The organism is Pseudomonas sp. CAN1 (assembly GCF_030462585.1).
Taxonomy (GTDB): Bacteria; Pseudomonadota; Gammaproteobacteria; order Pseudomonadales; family Pseudomonadaceae; genus Pseudomonas.
The window spans coordinates 100,783-118,035 of record NZ_JASMRU010000003.1 but is presented as its reverse complement, the minus strand read 5'-3'; the positions used below and the strand labels follow the sequence as shown (position 1 = coordinate 118,035).

Here is a 17,253-nt window from a genome sequence, read left to right as displayed (position 1 = left end):
CCCCGGCCGCACAATTATCTTCCGTACAGGTTCAAATCGCGCCATGCACGAGCAATACCAGCCTCTCGAGATCGAATCCCAGGCCCAGAACTTCTGGAACGAACACAACTCCTTCCGCGTCGACGAAGTCGCCGGCAAGGAGAAGTTCTACTGCCTGTCGATGTTCCCGTATCCGAGCGGCAAGCTACACATGGGGCACGTGCGCAACTACACCATCGGTGACGTGATCAGCCGCTACCACCGCATGCAGGGCAAGAACGTCCTGCAGCCGATGGGCTGGGACGCCTTCGGCATGCCGGCGGAAAACGCCGCCATGAAGAACAACGTCGCCCCGGCGGCCTGGACCTACGACAACATCGCCTACATGAAGTCCCAGCTCAACAGCCTGGGCCTGGCGATCGACTGGTCCCGCGAAGTCACCACCTGCAAGCCGGACTACTACCGCTGGGAACAGTGGCTGTTCACCCGCCTGTTCGAAAAAGGCGTGATCTACCGCAAGAACGGTACCGTGAACTGGGACCCGGCCGACCAGACCGTACTGGCCAACGAGCAGGTCATCGACGGCCGTGGCTGGCGTTCGGGCGCGCTGATCGAAAAGCGCGAAATCCCGATGTACTACTTCAAGATCACCGCCTACGCCGAAGAGCTGCTGTCCAGCCTCGACGACCTGCCGGGCTGGCCGGAACAGGTCAAGACCATGCAGCGCAACTGGATCGGCAAGTCCCGAGGCATGGAGATCGCCTTCCCCTATGACCAGGCTTCCATTGGTGAAGCCGGCCAGCTGAAGGTCTTCACCACCCGCCCGGACACCCTGATGGGCGCTACCTACGTCGCCGTGGCCGCCGAGCATCCGCTGGCCACCCTGGCCGCCGAGCGCGATCCGTCGCTGCAGGCGTTCATCGACGAGTGCAAGCGCGGCGGCGTTGCCGAAGCCGACATCGCCACCCAGGAGAAGAAAGGCGTCGCCACTTCCCTGTTCGTCGAGCACCCGCTGACCGGCGACAAGCTGCCGGTGTGGATCGCCAACTACGTCCTGATGACCTACGGCGAAGGCGCCGTGATGGCCGTGCCGGGTCACGACGAGCGCGATTTCGAGTTCTCCAACAAGTACGGCCTGCCGATCGTCCAGGTCATCGCCAAGGCAGAAGGCGACAACGACTTCGAAGCCGGCACCTGGAAAGAGTGGTACGGCCTGAAGGACGAGAGCGTCATCACCGTCAACTCCGGCAAGTACGACGGCCTCGGCTACCAGGCTGCATTCGACGCCATCGGCGCCGACCTCGCCGCCAAGAGCCTCGGCCAGCAGCGCACGCAGTTCCGCCTGCGCGACTGGGGCATCAGCCGCCAGCGCTACTGGGGCTGCCCGATCCCGATCATCCATTGCGATACCTGCGGCGACGTGCCGGTCCCGGCCGACCAGCTGCCGGTAGTCCTGCCCGAAGACGTGGTGCCGGACGGCGCCGGCTCGCCCCTGGCCAAGCTGCCGTCGTTCTACGAATGCAGCTGCCCGAAATGCGGCCAGCCGGCCAAGCGCGAAACCGACACCATGGACACCTTCGTCGAGTCGTCCTGGTACTTCGCCCGCTACGCCTGCCCGCAGTTCGAGGAAGGCATGCTGGACAAGAAGGCTGCCAACTACTGGCTGCCGGTCGACCAGTACATCGGCGGCATCGAGCACGCCATCCTCCACCTGCTCTACGCGCGCTTCTTCCACAAGCTGATGCGCGACGAAGGCCTGATCGACTCCGACGAGCCGTTCAAGAACCTGCTGACCCAGGGCATGGTGGTCGCCGAGACCTACTACCGCGTCGCCGCGAACGGCGGCAAAGAGTGGTTCAACCCCGCCGACGTCGAAGTCGAGCGTGATGCCAAGGCCAAGGTCATCGGCGCGCGCCTGAAGACCGACGGCCTGCCGGTGGAAATCGGCGGCACCGAGAAGATGTCCAAGTCCAAGAACAACGGCGTGGACCCGCAGGCCATGATCGACGCCTACGGCGCCGACACCTGCCGCCTGTTCATGATGTTCGCCTCGCCGCCGGACATGAGCTGCGAATGGTCCGACTCCGGCATCGAAGGCGCCAACCGCTTCCTGCGCCGCGTCTGGCGCCTGGCCCAGGCCCACGTCAACGCAGGCCCGGCCGGTGCCGTGGACAAGTCCGCCCTGGACGACGCGCAGAAGGCCATTCACCGCGCCATCCACCTGGCCATCCGCCAGGCCAGCCAGGACGTCGGCCAGCACCACAAGTTCAACACCGCCATCGCTGCCGTGATGACCCTGATGAACGTGCTGGAAAAGGCCCCGACCGACTCCGCCGCCGACCGCGCCCTGCTGCAGGAAGGCCTGGAGACCGTCACCCTGCTGCTCGCCCCGATCACCCCGCACATCTGCCACGTGGTCTGGCAGGAGCTGGGCAAGGACGGCGCCGTCATCGACGCCAGCTGGCCACAAGTCGACGAAGCTGCCCTGGTGCAGGACAGCCTGCAACTGGTGGTACAGGTCAACGGCAAGCTGCGCGGCCACATCGACATGCCCGCCAGCGCCAGCCGCGAAGAGGTTGAAGCCGCCGCCCGCGCCAACGAGAACGTGCTGCGCTTCACCGACGGCCTGACCATCCGCAAGGTGATCGTGGTACCGGGCAAGCTGGTCAACATCGTCGCCAACTGAAAACAACGCTGGAAAAGACCTATTCGCCCGTGGCACCTTCGCCACGGGCATATTGGATCAACAGGAGTGAGGGAAGCTTGATGAAACGTATCCTGACCAGCCTCGCGCTGATCGGCCTGGCCAGCGTGCTGACCGCCTGCGGCTTCCACCTGCGCGGCATGGGCGATACGAACTTTGCGCTCAAGGAAATCGACCTGACGGCGCGCAACGCCTATGGCGACACCGTCAAGCAGCTCCAGCAGGTGCTCGAAGGCAGCGGCGTGAAGGTCGTTTCCCGTGCGCCGTACCACGTCATTCTCGCCAGCGAGAACGTGACCCAGCGGACCGTCAGCTACACCAGTTCGGCGCGTAGTGCGGAAAACCAGCTGACCAACACCCTGGATTACGAAATCCGCGGCAGCGACAACCTGCTGCTGATGAATGGCCAGGTGCAGGTGCGCAAGGTCTACGTCCAGGACGAGAACAACCTGATCGGTTCCGACCAGGAAGCCGAGCAGATCCGCAACGAGATGCGCCGCGACCTGGTCCAGCAGATGGCCATGCGCCTGCAGATCATCACTCCGGCCCAGCTGGATGACCTGCAAGCCAAGGCAGAAGCCAAGGCCAAGGCTGAGGCCGACGCGGCGAAGGCCGCCGACGAGGCCCGCAAGGCCGAGCCGCAGCAGTCGCCGATCGAATTCCCGAAAGCGCAATAAGAGACAGGGGCCGGCAAAACCGGCCCCTTCTTCATCATGAAGCTCAATCCCGGACAACTCGCCAAGCACCTGCAAGGCAACCTGGCTTCCGTCTACGTAGTCAGCGGCGACGAGCCGCTGCTCTGCCAGGAAGCCTGCGACGCCATTCGCGCGGCCTGTCGCCAGCGCGATTTCGGCGAACGCCAGGTGTTCAACGCCGAAGCCAACTTCGACTGGGGCCAGCTGCTCGAAGCCGGCGCCAGCCTCTCGCTGTTCGCTGAAAAGCGCCTGATCGAGCTACGCCTGCCCTCGGGCAAGCCCGGCGACAAGGGTGGCGCCATTCTTCAGGAATACCTCAAGCGCCCGCCGGAAGACACCGTCCTGCTGGTCAGCCTGCCCAAGCTCGACGGCAGCACGCAGAAGACCAAGTGGGCCAAGGCCCTGATCGACGGCGACGTCGCCCAGTTCATCCAGATCTGGCCCATCGACGCCCACCAGTTGCCGCAGTGGATTCGCCAGCGCCTGTCCCAGGCCGGCCTCGCCGCCAGCCAGGAAGCGGTTGACCTGATCGCCGCGCGCGTCGAAGGCAACCTGCTGGCCGCCGCCCAGGAAATCGAAAAGCTCAAGCTGCTCGCCGAAGGCCAGCAGATTGACGTCGACACCGTGCAGGCAGCCGTTGCCGACAGCGCGCGCTTTGACGTGTTCGGCCTGATCGATGCCGCCTTGAATGGCGAAGCCGCCCACTGCCTGCGCATGCTTGAAGGCCTGCGCGGCGAAGGCGTCGAACCACCGGTGATCCTCTGGGCCCTGGCCCGGGAAATCCGCGTGCTCGCCAGCCTCGCCCAGCAGTTCAGCCAGGGTGTGCCACTGGACAAGGCCTTCAGCCAGGCCCGCCCACCGATCTGGGACAAGCGCCGCCCGCTGATGAGCAAGGCCCTGCAACGCCACACCGCGCCGCGCTGGAACCAGATGCTCCAGGACGCCCAACTGATCGACGCACAGATCAAGGGCCAGGCCGCCGGCAACGTCTGGGCCAGCCTCGCCCGCCTCGCCCTGCTGGTCGCCGGCCAGCGCATCAACCTGCCCGCTGCCTGACGCCTACGCTGCCCCCGTAGGGCGGATAACCTGGAACAGGTTATCCGCCGACAACTCTCCCGGCGTATAACGCTGGCGCGTTATACGCCCTACGAATCAGCGGGCACATGGGCGGAGCTCCCTGTAGGAGCGAGCTTGCTCGCGAACCCGCGTCACTCCCCCTCACGAGCGCATCGGCGCCGCCCGACGCGTCTGCCCTTCGGCCCGATCCAGCGCCACCCCGCGAGTATCCCGCCCCGTACTGATCAGCACGCAAATGAGCACCGCCACGGTGCCGGCGACAATCGCCATCGCCGTGCCATAGCTGTAGCTCTTGGCAATCTCCGCCTGCAGCGGCGCGTTCACCGAAGCGATCAGGTTGCCCAACTGATAGACGAACCCCGGCAACACCGCGCGGGTGCCCACCGGCGCCAGTTCGTTGAGGTAAGCCGGAATCACGCCCCACGCGCCCTGCACCATGAACTGCATGAGAAATGCGCCGACGCCCAGCGCCACCGCCCCATGGCTGAAAGCCCACAGCGGCAGCACCGGCAGCGCCAGCAGAGAGCCGGCGATGATCGCCTTCTTACGCCCGATGCGCTCGGACAGACTGCCGAACAGGATGCCGCCGAGGATCGCCGCAATGTTGTAGGCCACCGCGATCAGGCTCACCGTGTGCGGATCGAAGCCATGCTGCACCTTCAGGAAGGTCGGGTAGAGGTCCTGCGTGCCATGGCTGAAGAAGTTGAAGCAGGCCATCAGCAGCACCGCATACAGGCACAGCTGCCACTGGCTGCGGATCACCGGCCACAGCGGCGTCGAGTCCTTGCGCTCGCGTGCCGCCAGCCAGATCGGCGACTCCGGCACCTTGAACCAGATGAACGCCACCAGCACCACCGGCAGGCAACCGACAATGAACATCCCGCGCCAGCCCAGCACCTCGAAGAACAGCCCGTAGATGATCGAAGCGATCAGGTAGCCCGCCGGGTAGCCGGCCTGGAACAGCCCGGAGACCATGCCGCGCGAGCGCTCCGGGATGGTCTCCATCGCCAGCGACGAAGCCACGCCCCAGATGCCGCCCATGGCCACGCCGTAGACCACCCGCAGGATCAGGAAGGTCGTCAGGTTCGGCGAAAACGCCGAAGCCAGCTCCAGCAGCGAATAGATCAGGATATTGATCATCAGCACCGGCCGCCGCCCATAGCGTTCGGCCGCGCGGCCGAACAGCAGCGCACCGATGGGCCGCACCGCCAGGGTCAGCAGAATCGCCAACGACACCTGTGGCAGATCGACGTGAAAAGTCTGGGCGATATCGGTAAGGACGAAGACCAGGAGGAAGAAGTCGAAAGCATCCAGCGTCCAGGCGAGCACCGAAGCGATCACCACGTTGCGCTGAGTCGGGGACCATTGCTGCATGACGTATCTCCAGCCAGCGGCGCCGCGGTCCCTGCACGCCGGAGCGATAGTTAGCCAGCTATTAAGCTAGCCGAGCTCCAGTACGCGCCACAGCCGTGGAACTGAAAAGGTCTGTTACAAAATTTGCGACAAAGCGTCGCAGGCGGCCCGTAGGGCGTATGACCCGGAATGGGTATACGCCGGCCAACCCCATGGCCCGCTTCGCGAGCAAGCTCGCTCCTACGAAGAGCCAGTGTTCCCGGTATCTGTAGGAGCGAGCTTGCAAACGAATCGCACGGCACCGCCGCAGCCGGTTCACTCCCAATCGCGCACCTGGCGTACCTCCACACACCCCAGCCGCCCCGGCGGAATCTTCGCGGCGATGCGCTCGGCCTCCTCCAGGCTCTGCGCCTCGATCAGGTAGAAGCCGCCCAGTTGCTCGCGGGTTTCGGCAAACGGCCCGTCGGTCGCCGCCAACTTGTCGCCCTGCCCGCGCAGCGTCCGCCCGGTAGCCGTCGGCAGCAGCGCATTGGCGGCAATGTAGTTGCCGCTGCGGCGCAACTGCTCGCTGTAGGTCATGCACTCATCGACTATGCCGCGCAGCTCGGCCTCCGGCAGTTCCGCCGCCTTGCGCTCGTCGAAGTAGATCATGCAAAGAAACTTCATCACCCTTGTCCTCGCTCCGTCAGAAAGCTCCGTCGACCCAGCGTAGCCCCGAAAGCGGCACGCCGGCCCTGGCCCGCCCGCCGGTAGACCAGTGGCATGGACAAGCGTGCCAGATAGGCGGAAGATGCGCGCGCCGGCACTGGGCCGGTAGCCACGAGGCAAGCCAGACGAGGTAAAGACAGATGGCGAAGAAATCCAAACGGCCGAACAAGGCCAAGTCCCTGGTCGCGCAACCACTGTTCCGCACCCGCCAGGAACAGCCGCTCAAAGGCAAAGGCAGCTACCGCCGCGAAGCCTCCCGAAATTGGGAGGCTTCTTCGCTTCTGGCGGCCTGAAAACCTCAGAAAACCTGAACCACCCCCGCCCTTTCGTTTTCAACCGGACAGCCAAGCCCTGGAGGTCCACCATGAAAGCGCCCCTGCTAGTCGCCATCCTCGCCCTACCCTTCAGCCTTTCCGCCCATGCGTTCTGCTCCGACCAGGAAGCCGAAGCCAAGGGCAAGCAGGTCGCCGCCAAGGTCACCGAAGTCACCCGCAGCGATCCCCAGCGCGCACAGAAGCTCAACCAGAAGCTCGCCGAGATGAACAAGTCCCGCTCCAGCGAACAGCGCCCCGACGACTGCGCCGCCTATGACGACATGCTCAAGGAACTGAACCAGAGCGCGCCCAAGGTCGACCAGGAAACCGGCGCGAAGCCGAAGCAGTGAACCGGCGCGCGACGCCACCCTCTGCGTAGGAGCGGACTTCGTCCGCGATGGCCCAGGCGTGCCTCGGGTGTCCGACGGATCGCGGATAAATCCGCTCCCATCAGTGAACCACTCGACGGGCGCCTCTCTACACCGGGAATTTTCCCCAGCCAGCGCCATCGAATCTGCAAACCCTTCGTCCGCCCTCAACGCAGACGCGTCACAGTGGCCATGGTATGGTGGCCCCTCCCCTGCCAGTTCCCGAGGAGAGCAATGCGCAAGCCTGTTTCATCTGTTGTCGGCCAACGCTGCCTGCTCGCCGTCACCCTGTCCCTGATCTCGTTCGGCCTGCTGACTTCCTGCACCGAGCCGCCGCCCAAGGGCGCCGCGGCAGAGCACGTGCAGCCGACGCAAAGCTTCGCCCAATGGCGCGATGGCTTCCGCGCCCAGGCACTGGCCGCCGGTATCCGTGCCGAAGTCTTTGACGCTGCCTTCTCCGGCATCGAACCTGACGATTCGGTCGTCACCGCCGACCGCAGCCAGCCCGAGTTCACCCGCCCGGTCTGGCAGTACCTGGAAAGCGCCGTCTCCCCCGCGCGAGTACGCAACGGCCAGGATCGTTTGCTGCAGAACGCCGAGGTCCTGCAACGCATCGACAGCACCTATGGCGTCGAGCGCGAGGCCGTGGTGGCGATCTGGGGCATGGAAAGCAACTTCGGCCAGCAGATGGGCAGCAAGAACGTCATCCGCTCCCTGGCAACCCTGGCCTACGAGGGCCGTCGCCCTGACTTCGGCCGCGACCAGTTGATCGCCGCGCTGCAGATCATCCAGCACGGCGATGTACCGCCGGCCAACATGATCGGCTCCTGGGCCGGCGCCATGGGCCAGACCCAGTTCATCCCGACCACCTACAACCGCTACGCCGTGGACTTCGACGGCGACGGCCGGCGCGATATCTGGGGCTCTTCCCCCGATGCCCTCGCCTCCACCGCCAACTACCTGAAGACTTCCGGCTGGCAACGCGGCCAGAGCTGGGGCTTCGAGGTGCGTCTGCCGCAGGGCTTCGACTACGCCCAGGCCGACATGGACATCCGCAAGCCGATGAACGAGTGGTTGCGCCAGGGCATCAAGGTGGCCAGCGGGAACCTGCCCAGCGACCCGCAAGCCAGCGTTTCGCTGCTGCTGCCGGCCGGCTATCGCGGCCCTGCCTTCCTGGTGACGGACAACTTCCGCGCCATCCTCAAGTACAACAACTCGACGTCCTACGCCCTGGCCGTTGGCCTGCTGGCTGACAGCTTCAAGGGCGGCGGACAGCTGGCGGGAAGCTGGCCGGTAGGCGAAACGCCGCTGAGCCGCTCGGAACGTATCGAGCTGCAGGAGCTGCTGGTCAAGCGCGGTTACCAGCCGGGCACTGCGGACGGAATCATCGGCGCCAATACGCGCAAGGCGATCCGCGCCTTCCAGCAATCGGTCGGCTCGCCGGCGGACGGCTACCCCACGCAGGACTTGCTGGGCCTGCTCCGACAGAAGACCTGAATGAAAAAGGCGCCCCAAGGCGCCTTTTTCAATTCAAGGACCAGCTGTTCAGCCGATCTTGGTCCCGTGCGCCTGCTGGTCGGCATGGTACGAGGAGCGTACCAGCGGGCCGGAAGCGACGTTCTTGAAGCCCATCTTCGCGCCTTCCTCGGCGAACCAGGCGAAGGTGTCCGGGTGGACGAAGCGCTGCACCGGCAGGTGGTTGCGCGAGGGCTGCAGGTACTGGCCGAGGGTCAGCATGTCGATGTCGTGCTCGCGCATGCGGTGCATGACTTCGATGACTTCCTCGTCGGTCTCGCCCAGGCCGAGCATCAGGCCGGACTTGGTCGGTACGTGGGGGACCATCTGCTTGAACTTCTGCAGCAGGTCGAGCGACCACTCGAAATCGGAGCCCGGACGCGAGGACTTGTACAGGCGCGGGACGGTTTCCAGGTTGTGGTTGAACACGTCCGGCGGCTCGTTGGCGGTGATTTCCAGGGCGATGTCCATGCGGCCGCGGTAGTCCGGGACCAGGGTTTCCAGCTGCACGCCGGGGGACAGCTTGCGGATTTCACGCAGGCAGTCGGCGAAGTGCTGGGCGCCGCCGTCGCGCAGGTCGTCGCGGTCTACCGAGGTGATCACCACGTACTTCAGGCGCAGGTCGGCGATGGCGATGGCCAGGTTGGTCGGCTCATCGGTATCCAGCGGTTTCGGACGGCCGTGGCCGACGTCGCAGAACGGGCAGCGGCGGGTGCAGATGTCGCCCATGATCATGAAGGTGGCGGTACCGCCGGAGAAGCACTCGCCCAGGTTCGGGCAGGAGGCTTCTTCGCAGACGCTGTGCAGCTTGTGCTTGCGCAGCAGTTGCTTGATGCGGTCGACCTCGGGGGAGACCGGGATGCGCACGCGAATCCAGTCGGGCTTCTTCGGCAATTCGTCGGTGGGGATGATCTTCACCGGAATGCGCGCGACCTTCTCGGCGCCGCGCAGCTTGACGCCGACTTCGACCTTGCCAGGCTTTGCGGCCGGGGCAGCGGTACCTGCATTCTCCACAACAGTGCTCATCTGGGTTGGATCCCGCCCGTTAGGGTCTTCTGTGCCGCGTAGCCAAGGCGTTCGACGAGCTCGCCACGCAGGCGCTCGCGCACATCGGCCAATGCGATGGGGCCGGCCAGCTGGGTCAGCTGGGTCATGGCCATGCCTGCGTAACCGCAGGGATTGATGCGTCGAAAGGGTTCCAGGTCCATGTCCACATTCAGGGCCAGGCCATGGAAGGAGCGGCCGTTGCGGATGCGCAGGCCGAGGGATGCGATCTTCGCGCCGTCCACATAGACGCCCGGAGCGTCGGGTTTGGACACAGCGTTGACGCCGTAGCTGTCGAGCAGGCCGATGAGGCTCTGCTCGATGCGCGAAACCAGGTCGCGCACGCCGATGCCCGAGCGGCGCACGTCGAGCATCAGGTAAGCCACCAGCTGGCCGGGGCCGTGGTAGGTCACCTGGCCGCCGCGGTCCACCTGGACCACCGGGATGTCGCCGGGAAACAGCACGTGTTCGGCCTTGCCGGCCTGGCCCTGGGTGAACACGCGTTCGTGTTCGAGCAGCCAGACTTCATCGGGCGTGACCGGGCCGCGCTCGGCGGTGAAGCGCTGCATGGCGTGCCAGGTCGGCTCGTAAGGGAGGATGCCCAGCTCACGAAAGCCCAGCGTTTCGCCCATCAGAGCACCATGTGGACGCGGCCGGTGGCGCGCAGGTCTTTATGGATGTTCTGCAGTTGGTCGACGCCGGTCGCGGTGATCAGCAGTTGCACGGAGAGAAAGCGGCCGTTGCGGCTGTCACGGGTGACCAGGGTGGTGATGTCGAGATCCGGAGCGTGGCGCTGGATGACTTCGACGACCAGGTCGGGGAAGCCTTCGCCGGCGTCGCCGATGACCTTGATCGGGTAGCGTTCGCAGGGGAACTCGATCTTCGGTGCGGGCTGTTCGCTGGTGTCGATGGATTCGGGGGTATCAGTCATGGCATTCGCGGGCGGGTGGCCCGCCTCCGCATGAGCGTCCGGGATGGGGACGCTCCGGGTGGATCGGACGACGGCTGCCGGGCCACGGGGGGACCGTGCAGTCGCAGGCGGGGCATTTTACCCGAGTTTGCGACCGCGCGGGCAGGTCAATCCCGGTCTTGTATACAAAAGTGCAAGACCGGGATCGGCGGTCAGTTGAACAGACCGTAGAAGAACAGGCGGATGCTATCCCAGATACGGCGGAAGAAGCCGCCCTCTTCCACAGCGTTCAGTGCGACCAGGTCGGAGGTGCGGACGACCTTGTCACCCAGCTTGACCTCGACCTTGCCGATCACCTGGCCCTGCTGGATCGGCGCCATCAGGTTCGGCTCGACGACCATGTTGGCCTGCAGCTGCTTGAGCTGGCCGCGCGGCACGGTCATGGTCAGGTCTTCGGACAGGCCGGCTTTGACTTCGTGCTCGGAGCCTTTCCAGACCATGGCCTTGGTCAGCTCGGCGCCCTTCTTGTAGAAGGTCTGCGATTCGAAGAAGCGGAAGCCGTAGGTCAGCAGCTTCTGGGTCTCGGCGGCGCGGGCCTGCTCGCTGTTGGTGCCGAACACCACGGCGATCATGCGCTGGCCGTCACGCACGGCGGAAGCCACCAGGCAGTAGCCGGCTTCGTCGGTGTGGCCGGTCTTCAGGCCGTCGACGGTCTTGTCGCGCCACAGCAGCAGGTTGCGGTTGGGCTGCTTGATGTTGTTCCAGAAGAACTCTTTCTGCGCGTAGATGGCGTAGTGGGTCGGCTCGCCGTAGATGATGGCGCGGGCCAGGATCGCCATGTCCTTGGCGGACGAGTAGTGGTCCGGGTTGGGCAGGCCGGTGGCGTCCATGAAGTGGGAATTGCTCATGCCCAGCTTCTGCGCGGTGGTGTTCATCATGTCGGCGAAGGCGTCTTCGCTGCCGGCGATGTGCTCGGCCAGGGCGACCGAGGCGTCGTTGCCGGACTGGATGATGATGCCGTGCAGCAGGTCGCTCACCGATACCTGGGAGCCGACCTTGATGAACATGCGCGAACCACCGGTGCGCCAGGCGTGTTCGCTGACGGTAACCAGGTCGGATTCGGCGATGCGGCCGCCTTCGATTTCCTTGGTGGCGATGTAGGCGGTCATCAGCTTGGTCAGGCTGGCGGGCGGCAGGCGCTCGTCACCGGCGTTCTCGACCAGGATGTTGCCGCTGGCGCCGTCCATCAGCACCCAGGCCTTGGCGGCGAGCTGCGGGGCGGCTGGAACGACTTCCGCTGCCCAGCTAGCCACGGGGGCGCTGAACAACACGAGCAAGGACAGGCGTTTGGCGAAGTTGAAGATGTTCATCCGTCTCTCTGGGGTTCACTAATGGTCAAACAATCCCCTGGGGGGACACTCGTTGCCGCGGCCTCTGCGTGCCGCTGCGGCGCGTGCGGTGGAATCTCAGTCCAGGCGCACGAGCTTGGGTTGGCCAAGATTGGCCACGCGGATGCTGTCCTGCATCCGGCTTGCTTCAACCGGCGTTCCGATCGGCCCCAGGCGTACCCGGTACAAGGTCTGCTGGTTGACCACGACCGAGCTGATAAAGGATTTCGCCCCCGTCAGGCCGCCGACCTTCTCCTTGAGAAGTTCCGCAGCGTCCGGGTTGGCGAAGGCACCCACCTGGAGATACAGGCCATCGGCTGGTAATGAAGCGTTTTTTTTTGAGTCGATCTGGACCGGCGCCATGGGCGCTGCGTGCTGCGCAGGCGGCGGGGTGTAGGTTTCGATCGGCTGGGCCATGGCCACACCCTGCGTCTGCACGCCGGACGCCGGCGCGGCAGCGGGCGGTGTAGCCATCTTCGGCAGGGCCATGATCATCGGCGGCTGCTTGTTCTGCGCGGCCCACCAGCGATCCGGGTCGATGCCCTCGACCTTGACGTGGGCGGTGCCAGTCTCGGCGTAGCCGAGCTTCTTGGCGGCGGCGAAGGACAGGTCGATCACCCGGTCGGAGTAGAACGGGCCGCGGTCGTTGACGCGGACGATGACGCTCTTGCCGTTGTCCAGGTTGGTGACGCGCACGTAGCTGGGCAGCGGCAGGGTCTTGTGCGCGGCGGTCATGCCGTACAGGTCGTACTGCTCGCCGTTGGCGGTGGCCTGGCCGTGGAACTTGGTGCCGTACCAGGAGGCGGTGCCGACGACGTTGTACGCGCTCGCGTTGTTCAGCGGGTAGTAGGTCTTGCCCAGCACGGTGTAGGGGTTGTTCTTGAACGGCCCGTTGTGCGGCATCGGCACGGCATCGGGGATGCGCGAGACGTCGACGTCCCACCAGGGCGCGCCGTCGCGGTGCGGGCGGTTGTAGTCATAGGGCCCGGAAATGCCGCTGCTGGCCACCGGCTGCTGCTGTTGCGGCGCGCGGTTGCCGGTACAGCTGGCGAGGAACACGGTGCTCAGGCCAACGCAGGCGGCCAGCGACCAGAGGCCGGGACTTGCGATTCGCTTGTTCAATGGACACCTCGTGCCTTGGCGATCTCGCCGGCCAGCTGATGGACCGCCATGGCGTACATGGCGCTGCGGTTGTAACGGGTGATCACGTAGAAGTTCGGCAGGCCGACCCAGTACTCGGTGCCCTGGGCACCTTCCAGGCGCATGGCGGTCACCATCAGGTCATCGCGGATCACGTCGTGGGTGCGCCAGCCCTGGGCACGCAGCTGACCGAGGTTCATCTGCGGGTCCAGGCCCTGGGTCAGGGCGTCCTCGGCGGTCGAGGTGCCGATCTCGGCCTGCGACACCACCGGCTCGCCGGTGTGCCAGCCGTGCTGCTTGAAGTAGTTGGCGACGCTGCCGATGGCATCGGTGGGGTCGCTCCAGATATTGATGTGGCCGTCGCCGTCGAAGTCCACGGCGTAGGCGCGGAAGCTGCTCGGCATGAACTGCGGCAGGCCCATGGCGCCGGCGTAGGAGCCGGTCAGGCTGAGCGGGTCGACCTGCTGCTCGCGGGCCAGCAGGAGGAACTGCTTGAGCTCCTTGCGGAAGAATTCGGCGCGCGGCGGGTAGTCGAAGCCCAGGGTGGACAGTGCGTCCATCACCTTGAAGTTGCCGGTATTGCGGCCGAAGAAGGTCTCCACGCCGATGATCGAGACTATGTACTGGGCCGGCACGCCGTATTCCTGCTCGGCGCGGGCCAGGGCCTCGGCATTCTGGTTCCAGAAGTCCACGCCGCGGTTGATGCGCGCGTCGGTGACGAAGATCGGCCGGTATTCCTTCCAGGTCTTCACCCGCTCGGCCGGGCGGGAAATGGCGTCGAGGATGGACTGCTTGCGCTCCACATCGTGGAAGAGGCCCATGAGCTGTTCGCCGGCGAAGCCGTAGTCACGGGTCATCTCGCTGACGAACTCGGCCACCTGGGGCGAACCATCGTAGTCGCCCGCATGGGCAGCACCGGACATGCCGATCGCCCCCGCGATTCCGACCCAATGCACCCCCCTGGAAGCCCAGGCGCGCAGTACTTGCATTCCTTTCTTCACTCTTGTCATCAAACCTGGGCGATCCACTTCCGATGGGTGTGGATCGACATCAAGACGCCGAACCCTGACATCAGGGTCACCAGCGAAGTTCCGCCGTAACTAATGAAGGGCAGCGGTACCCCCACCACTGGCAACAATCCGCTGACCATACCAATGTTGACGAATACATACACGAAGAAGGTCATGGTGATACTGCCGGCAAGCAGCTTGCCGAACAGCGTCTGGGCCTGAGCGGTGATCACCAGCCCCCGGTAGATCACCAGCAGGTACAGCACCAGCAGGAGGCATACCCCGACCAGGCCGAACTCTTCGCCGAGCACCGCAATGATAAAGTCCGTATGGCTTTCGGGCAAAAAATCCAGATGGGACTGCGTGCCGAGCAGCCAGCCCTTGCCGAATACGCCGCCGGAACCGATGGCCGCTTTTGACTGGATGATGTTCCAGCCGCTGCCCAGCGGGTCGCTTTCCGGGTCGAGGAAGGTCAGTACGCGCTGCTTCTGGTAGTCGTGCATGACGAAGTACCACATGCCCACCGCGACCGGCACCGCCGCCGATACCGCCATGATGATCCAGCGCCAGCGCAGGCCGCCGACGAACAGCACGAAGGCGCCGGAGGCCAGCACCAGCATGGCGGTACCCAGGTCCGGCTGCTTGAGGATCAGCACGAAGGGCACCACGATCAGCGCCAGGCCCACCACGCTGTGCTTGAAGCCGGGCGGCAGCGAGCGCTTGGACAGGTACCATGCGATGGTCATGGGCATCAGCAGCTTCATGAATTCCGCCGGCTGGAAGCGGATCACCCCGGGGATGTTGATCCAGCGGGTGGCGCCCATGGCGTTGTGGCCCATCACGTCCACCACCACCAGCAGGGCGACGCCGATCAGGTAGCCCAGCGGCACCCAGCGCGCGAGGAAGCGCGGCTCGATCTGCGCCAGCACGAACATCGCGCCCAGGCCCATGCCGAAGGACGACGCCTGCTTGATCAGCAGGTCCCAGCTCTTGCCGCTGGCGGAATACAGGACGAACAGGCCGGCCGAGCCCAGGGTCAGCAGCAGCAGGAGCAGCAGGCCATCGATGTGCAGACGCTGCAGCAGGCTGGAGCGCCGCTTCATCACGTCCTCGTTGGACAGGGTGCGGTCGAAATTGCCGTTCATGGTCATGGTCTGGGCGCCTCCGCCGTGGTCTGCGGTGCGTATTCGGGCTTGAGCTTGCCGCTCTCGTCGAGCAGCCAGGCATCGAGCACCTGCTTGAGTACGGGGGCGGCGACGCCGGAGCCGGACTCGCCGTTCTCCACCATCACCGCCACGGCGATCTGCGGGTTGTCCGCCGGGGCAAAGCCGACGAACAGCGCGTGGTCGCGGTGACGCTCGTTGAGCTTGGAGCGATCGTATTTCTCGCCCTGCTTGATCGCCACCACCTGCGCGGTACCGGACTTGCCGGCGATCCGATAGGCGGCCGTGGCGCCGACCCGGTGCGCGGTGCCGCGGGCGCCGTGGACCACCTGCTGCATGCCGTTGTCCACCAGGTTCCAGTTGTTCGGGTCCTTGAGCAGGATGTTCGGCATCGGATCGGGGTCGGTTGGCGGCTTGCCGTCGATGGTCTTGGCCAGGTGTGGACGAATCCACTTACCCTTGTTGGCGATCAGCGCGACCATCTGCGCCAGCTGCAGCGGCGTGGATTGCATGTAGCCCTGGCCGATGCCGAGGATCAGCGTCTCGCCGGGGTACCAGACCTGCCGGCGCACCGCGCGCTTCCACTGGCGCGAGGGCATCAGGCCTTCGGCCTCGCCGTACATGTCCAGGGCGACGCGCTGGCCGAAGCCGAACTCGCTCATGTAGTCGTGCAGGCGGTCGATCCCCAGCTTATGCGCCAGGTCGTAGAAGTAGGTGTCGTTGGAGCGCATGATCGCGGTTTCCAGGTTCACCCAGCCGTCGCCCATGCGGTTCCAGTTGCGGTACTTGTGGTCGTAGTTCGGCAACTGGTAGTAGCCGGGGTCGAACACCCGGCTCGCCGGGGTCACCACACCGGCATCGAGACCGGCGATGGCCACCGCCGGCTTCACCGTCGAGCCCGGCGGGTACAGGCCGCGCAGTACGCGGTTGTACAGCGGGCGGTCCTCGGAATCGCGCAGGGCTGCGTAATCCTTGAAGCTGATGCCGGTGACGAACAGGTTCGGGTCATAACTCGGCTGGCTGACCATCGCCAGCACATCGCCGGTGGACGGCTGGATCGCCACGATGGCGCCACGGCGGCCGGCCAGTGCGGTCTCGGCGGCAGCCTGCAGCTTGCTGTCGATGCTCAGCACGATGTCGCGGCCGGAAATCGGCTCGGTGCGCTTGAGCACGCGCAGGACGCGGCCACGGGCGTTGGTCTCGACTTCCTCGTAGCCCACGGTGCCGTGCAGCGAGTCCTCGTAGAACTTTTCCACGCCGGTCTTGCCGATGTGGTGGGTGCCGGAATAGGCCACCGGGTCGAGCTTCTTCAGCTCCGCCTCGTTGATCCGCCCGACGTAACCGACCGAGTGGGCGAAGTGTTCGCCCAGCGGGTAGTGGCGGACGAACTGCGCGGCCACGTCCACGCCATTGAGGCGGTACTGGTTGACCGCAATGCGGGCGATCTGCTCCTCGGACAGCTCGAACATGATCGGCACCGGCTCGAACGGCCGGCGACCCTGCTTCATGCGCTTCTCGAAGATGGCCTTGTCTTCCTCGGTGAGGCCGAGGATATCCACCAGGGTCTTGAGCGTTTCCTGCAGGTTCTCGGTGCGCTCGCGGGTGATGGTCAGGCTGAAGCTGGGGCGGTTGTCGGCGATGATCACCCCGTTGCGGTCGAAGATCAGCCCGCGATTGGGCGGAATCGGCTGCACGTGGACGCGGTTGTTCTCCGACAGCGTCGAGTGATAGTCGTACTGCGTCACCTGCAGATGGAACATGCGCGCAACCAGCACCAGCGCGAGCAGGAAGATCGCCACCCCGCCGACGATGACGCGGGTACGGACCTGACGGGCGTCCTTCTCGTGGTCCTTGAGCTGTATCGGCTGCGGCATCGAAAGCGGCT

General features: G+C 65.2%; 16 protein-coding genes. 6 read left to right on the top strand and 10 right to left on the bottom strand.

Going from position 1 to position 17,253, the window contains the following annotated elements; translation table 11 throughout:
- The first annotated feature begins 43 nt into the window (after nt 1-43).
- The 3 genes from leuS (at nt 44) to holA (ending at nt 4,434) form a co-directional block, all read left to right on the top strand.
- Nucleotides 44-2,665 carry a leucine--tRNA ligase gene (gene leuS / locus QO207_RS06095; protein WP_301531612.1) on the top strand — a complete coding sequence of 874 codons (2,622 nt, stop codon included), beginning with the start codon at nt 44-46 and terminating at the stop codon, nt 2,663-2,665.
- Nucleotides 2,666-2,745: 80 nt separating this feature from the next.
- Entirely contained in the window at nt 2,746-3,360 is a 615-nt protein-coding gene (lptE, locus tag QO207_RS06090; protein WP_301531611.1) for an LPS assembly lipoprotein LptE, read from the top strand.
- A 36-nt stretch (nt 3,361-3,396) separates the two neighbouring features.
- Nucleotides 3,397-4,434: a DNA polymerase III subunit delta gene (holA, locus tag QO207_RS06085; RefSeq protein WP_301531610.1), complete on the top strand. Its 1,038-nt coding sequence runs from the start codon at nt 3,397-3,399 to the stop codon at nt 4,432-4,434.
- 162 nt (nt 4,435-4,596) lie between these two features.
- Here the strand turns inward: holA and QO207_RS06080 are convergent, their stop codons facing one another.
- Nucleotides 4,597-5,829: an MFS transporter gene (locus QO207_RS06080; protein ID WP_301531609.1), complete on the bottom strand. Its 1,233-nt coding sequence runs from the start codon at nt 5,827-5,829 to the stop codon at nt 4,597-4,599.
- Nucleotides 5,830-6,123: 294 nt separating this feature from the next.
- Nucleotides 6,124-6,474, bottom strand: a complete 351-nt coding sequence (locus QO207_RS06075; protein ID WP_301531608.1) for a YciI family protein — start codon at nt 6,472-6,474, stop codon at nt 6,124-6,126.
- 182 nt (nt 6,475-6,656) lie between these two features.
- On the opposite strand from QO207_RS06075, the gene arfA reads away from it, so the two are divergent.
- The 3 genes from arfA (at nt 6,657) to QO207_RS06060 (ending at nt 8,695) form a co-directional block, all read left to right on the top strand.
- Complete coding sequence (gene arfA / locus QO207_RS06070) at nt 6,657-6,809, top strand: alternative ribosome rescue factor ArfA (protein ID WP_301531607.1); 153 nt, start codon at nt 6,657-6,659, stop codon at nt 6,807-6,809.
- Between the two features lie 71 nt (nt 6,810-6,880).
- Nucleotides 6,881-7,180: a hypothetical protein gene (locus tag QO207_RS06065; protein ID WP_301531606.1), complete on the top strand. Its 300-nt coding sequence runs from the start codon at nt 6,881-6,883 to the stop codon at nt 7,178-7,180.
- A 252-nt stretch (nt 7,181-7,432) separates the two neighbouring features.
- Complete coding sequence (locus QO207_RS06060; protein ID WP_301531605.1) at nt 7,433-8,695, top strand: lytic murein transglycosylase; 1,263 nt, start codon at nt 7,433-7,435, stop codon at nt 8,693-8,695.
- A gap of 48 nt (nt 8,696-8,743) precedes the next feature.
- Here the strand turns inward: QO207_RS06060 and lipA are convergent, their stop codons facing one another.
- The 8 genes from lipA to mrdA form a co-directional block, all read right to left on the bottom strand.
- Nucleotides 8,744-9,739 (bottom strand): lipoyl synthase, encoded by a 996-nt coding sequence (gene lipA, locus QO207_RS06055; protein WP_301531604.1) that lies wholly within the window; start codon nt 9,737-9,739, stop codon nt 8,744-8,746.
- Nucleotides 9,736-10,389 carry a lipoyl(octanoyl) transferase LipB gene (lipB, locus tag QO207_RS06050; RefSeq protein WP_301531603.1) on the bottom strand — a complete coding sequence of 218 codons (654 nt, stop codon included), beginning with the start codon at nt 10,387-10,389 and terminating at the stop codon, nt 9,736-9,738. The genes lipA and lipB overlap by 4 nt, the downstream gene beginning before the upstream one ends.
- On the bottom strand, nt 10,389-10,688 hold the full coding sequence (locus QO207_RS06045) for a DUF493 domain-containing protein (RefSeq protein WP_301531602.1): 300 nt from the start codon (nt 10,686-10,688) through the stop codon (nt 10,389-10,391). The genes lipB and QO207_RS06045 overlap by 1 nt, the downstream gene beginning before the upstream one ends.
- A gap of 191 nt (nt 10,689-10,879) precedes the next feature.
- A complete protein-coding gene (locus QO207_RS06040) occupies nt 10,880-12,037 on the bottom strand; it encodes a D-alanyl-D-alanine carboxypeptidase family protein (RefSeq protein ID WP_184594118.1) in 1,158 nt (385 codons plus the stop codon).
- Between the two features lie 96 nt (nt 12,038-12,133).
- Entirely contained in the window at nt 12,134-13,177 is a 1,044-nt protein-coding gene (locus QO207_RS06035; RefSeq protein ID WP_301531601.1) for a septal ring lytic transglycosylase RlpA family protein, read from the bottom strand.
- Entirely contained in the window at nt 13,174-14,196 is a 1,023-nt protein-coding gene (gene mltB, locus QO207_RS06030; RefSeq protein WP_301531600.1) for a lytic murein transglycosylase B, read from the bottom strand. The genes QO207_RS06035 and mltB overlap by 4 nt, the downstream gene beginning before the upstream one ends.
- Nucleotides 14,197-14,204: 8 nt before the next feature.
- Nucleotides 14,205-15,308: a rod shape-determining protein RodA gene (rodA, locus tag QO207_RS06025; RefSeq protein WP_088421436.1), complete on the bottom strand. Its 1,104-nt coding sequence runs from the start codon at nt 15,306-15,308 to the stop codon at nt 14,205-14,207.
- A gap of 44 nt (nt 15,309-15,352) precedes the next feature.
- Complete coding sequence (gene mrdA / locus QO207_RS06020; protein WP_301531599.1) at nt 15,353-17,242, bottom strand: penicillin-binding protein 2; 1,890 nt, start codon at nt 17,240-17,242, stop codon at nt 15,353-15,355.
- Nucleotides 17,243-17,253 lie beyond the last annotated feature (11 nt).

Excerpts from the sequence above, each read along its gene's own strand:
- leuS (WP_301531612.1), top strand. The coding sequence starts at position 44 with ATGCACGAGCAATACCAGCCTCTCGAGATCGAATCCCAGGCCCAGAAC.
- lptE (WP_301531611.1), top strand. The coding sequence starts at position 2,746 with ATGAAACGTATCCTGACCAGCCTCGCGCTGATCGGCCTGGCCAGCGTG.
- holA (WP_301531610.1), top strand. The coding sequence starts at position 3,397 with ATGAAGCTCAATCCCGGACAACTCGCCAAGCACCTGCAAGGCAACCTG.
- QO207_RS06080 (WP_301531609.1), bottom strand. The coding sequence starts at position 5,829 with ATGCAGCAATGGTCCCCGACTCAGCGCAACGTGGTGATCGCTTCGGTG.
- QO207_RS06075 (WP_301531608.1), bottom strand. The coding sequence starts at position 6,474 with ATGAAGTTTCTTTGCATGATCTACTTCGACGAGCGCAAGGCGGCGGAA.
- arfA (WP_301531607.1), top strand. The coding sequence starts at position 6,657 with ATGGCGAAGAAATCCAAACGGCCGAACAAGGCCAAGTCCCTGGTCGCG.
- QO207_RS06065 (WP_301531606.1), top strand. The coding sequence starts at position 6,881 with ATGAAAGCGCCCCTGCTAGTCGCCATCCTCGCCCTACCCTTCAGCCTT.
- QO207_RS06060 (WP_301531605.1), top strand. The coding sequence starts at position 7,433 with ATGCGCAAGCCTGTTTCATCTGTTGTCGGCCAACGCTGCCTGCTCGCC.
- lipA (WP_301531604.1), bottom strand. The coding sequence starts at position 9,739 with ATGAGCACTGTTGTGGAGAATGCAGGTACCGCTGCCCCGGCCGCAAAG.
- lipB (WP_301531603.1), bottom strand. The coding sequence starts at position 10,389 with ATGGGCGAAACGCTGGGCTTTCGTGAGCTGGGCATCCTCCCTTACGAG.
- QO207_RS06045 (WP_301531602.1), bottom strand. The coding sequence starts at position 10,688 with ATGACTGATACCCCCGAATCCATCGACACCAGCGAACAGCCCGCACCG.
- QO207_RS06040 (WP_184594118.1), bottom strand. The coding sequence starts at position 12,037 with ATGAACATCTTCAACTTCGCCAAACGCCTGTCCTTGCTCGTGTTGTTC.
- rodA (WP_088421436.1), bottom strand. The coding sequence starts at position 15,308 with ATGAAGCGGCGCTCCAGCCTGCTGCAGCGTCTGCACATCGATGGCCTG.
- mrdA (WP_301531599.1), bottom strand. The coding sequence starts at position 17,242 with ATGCCGCAGCCGATACAGCTCAAGGACCACGAGAAGGACGCCCGTCAG.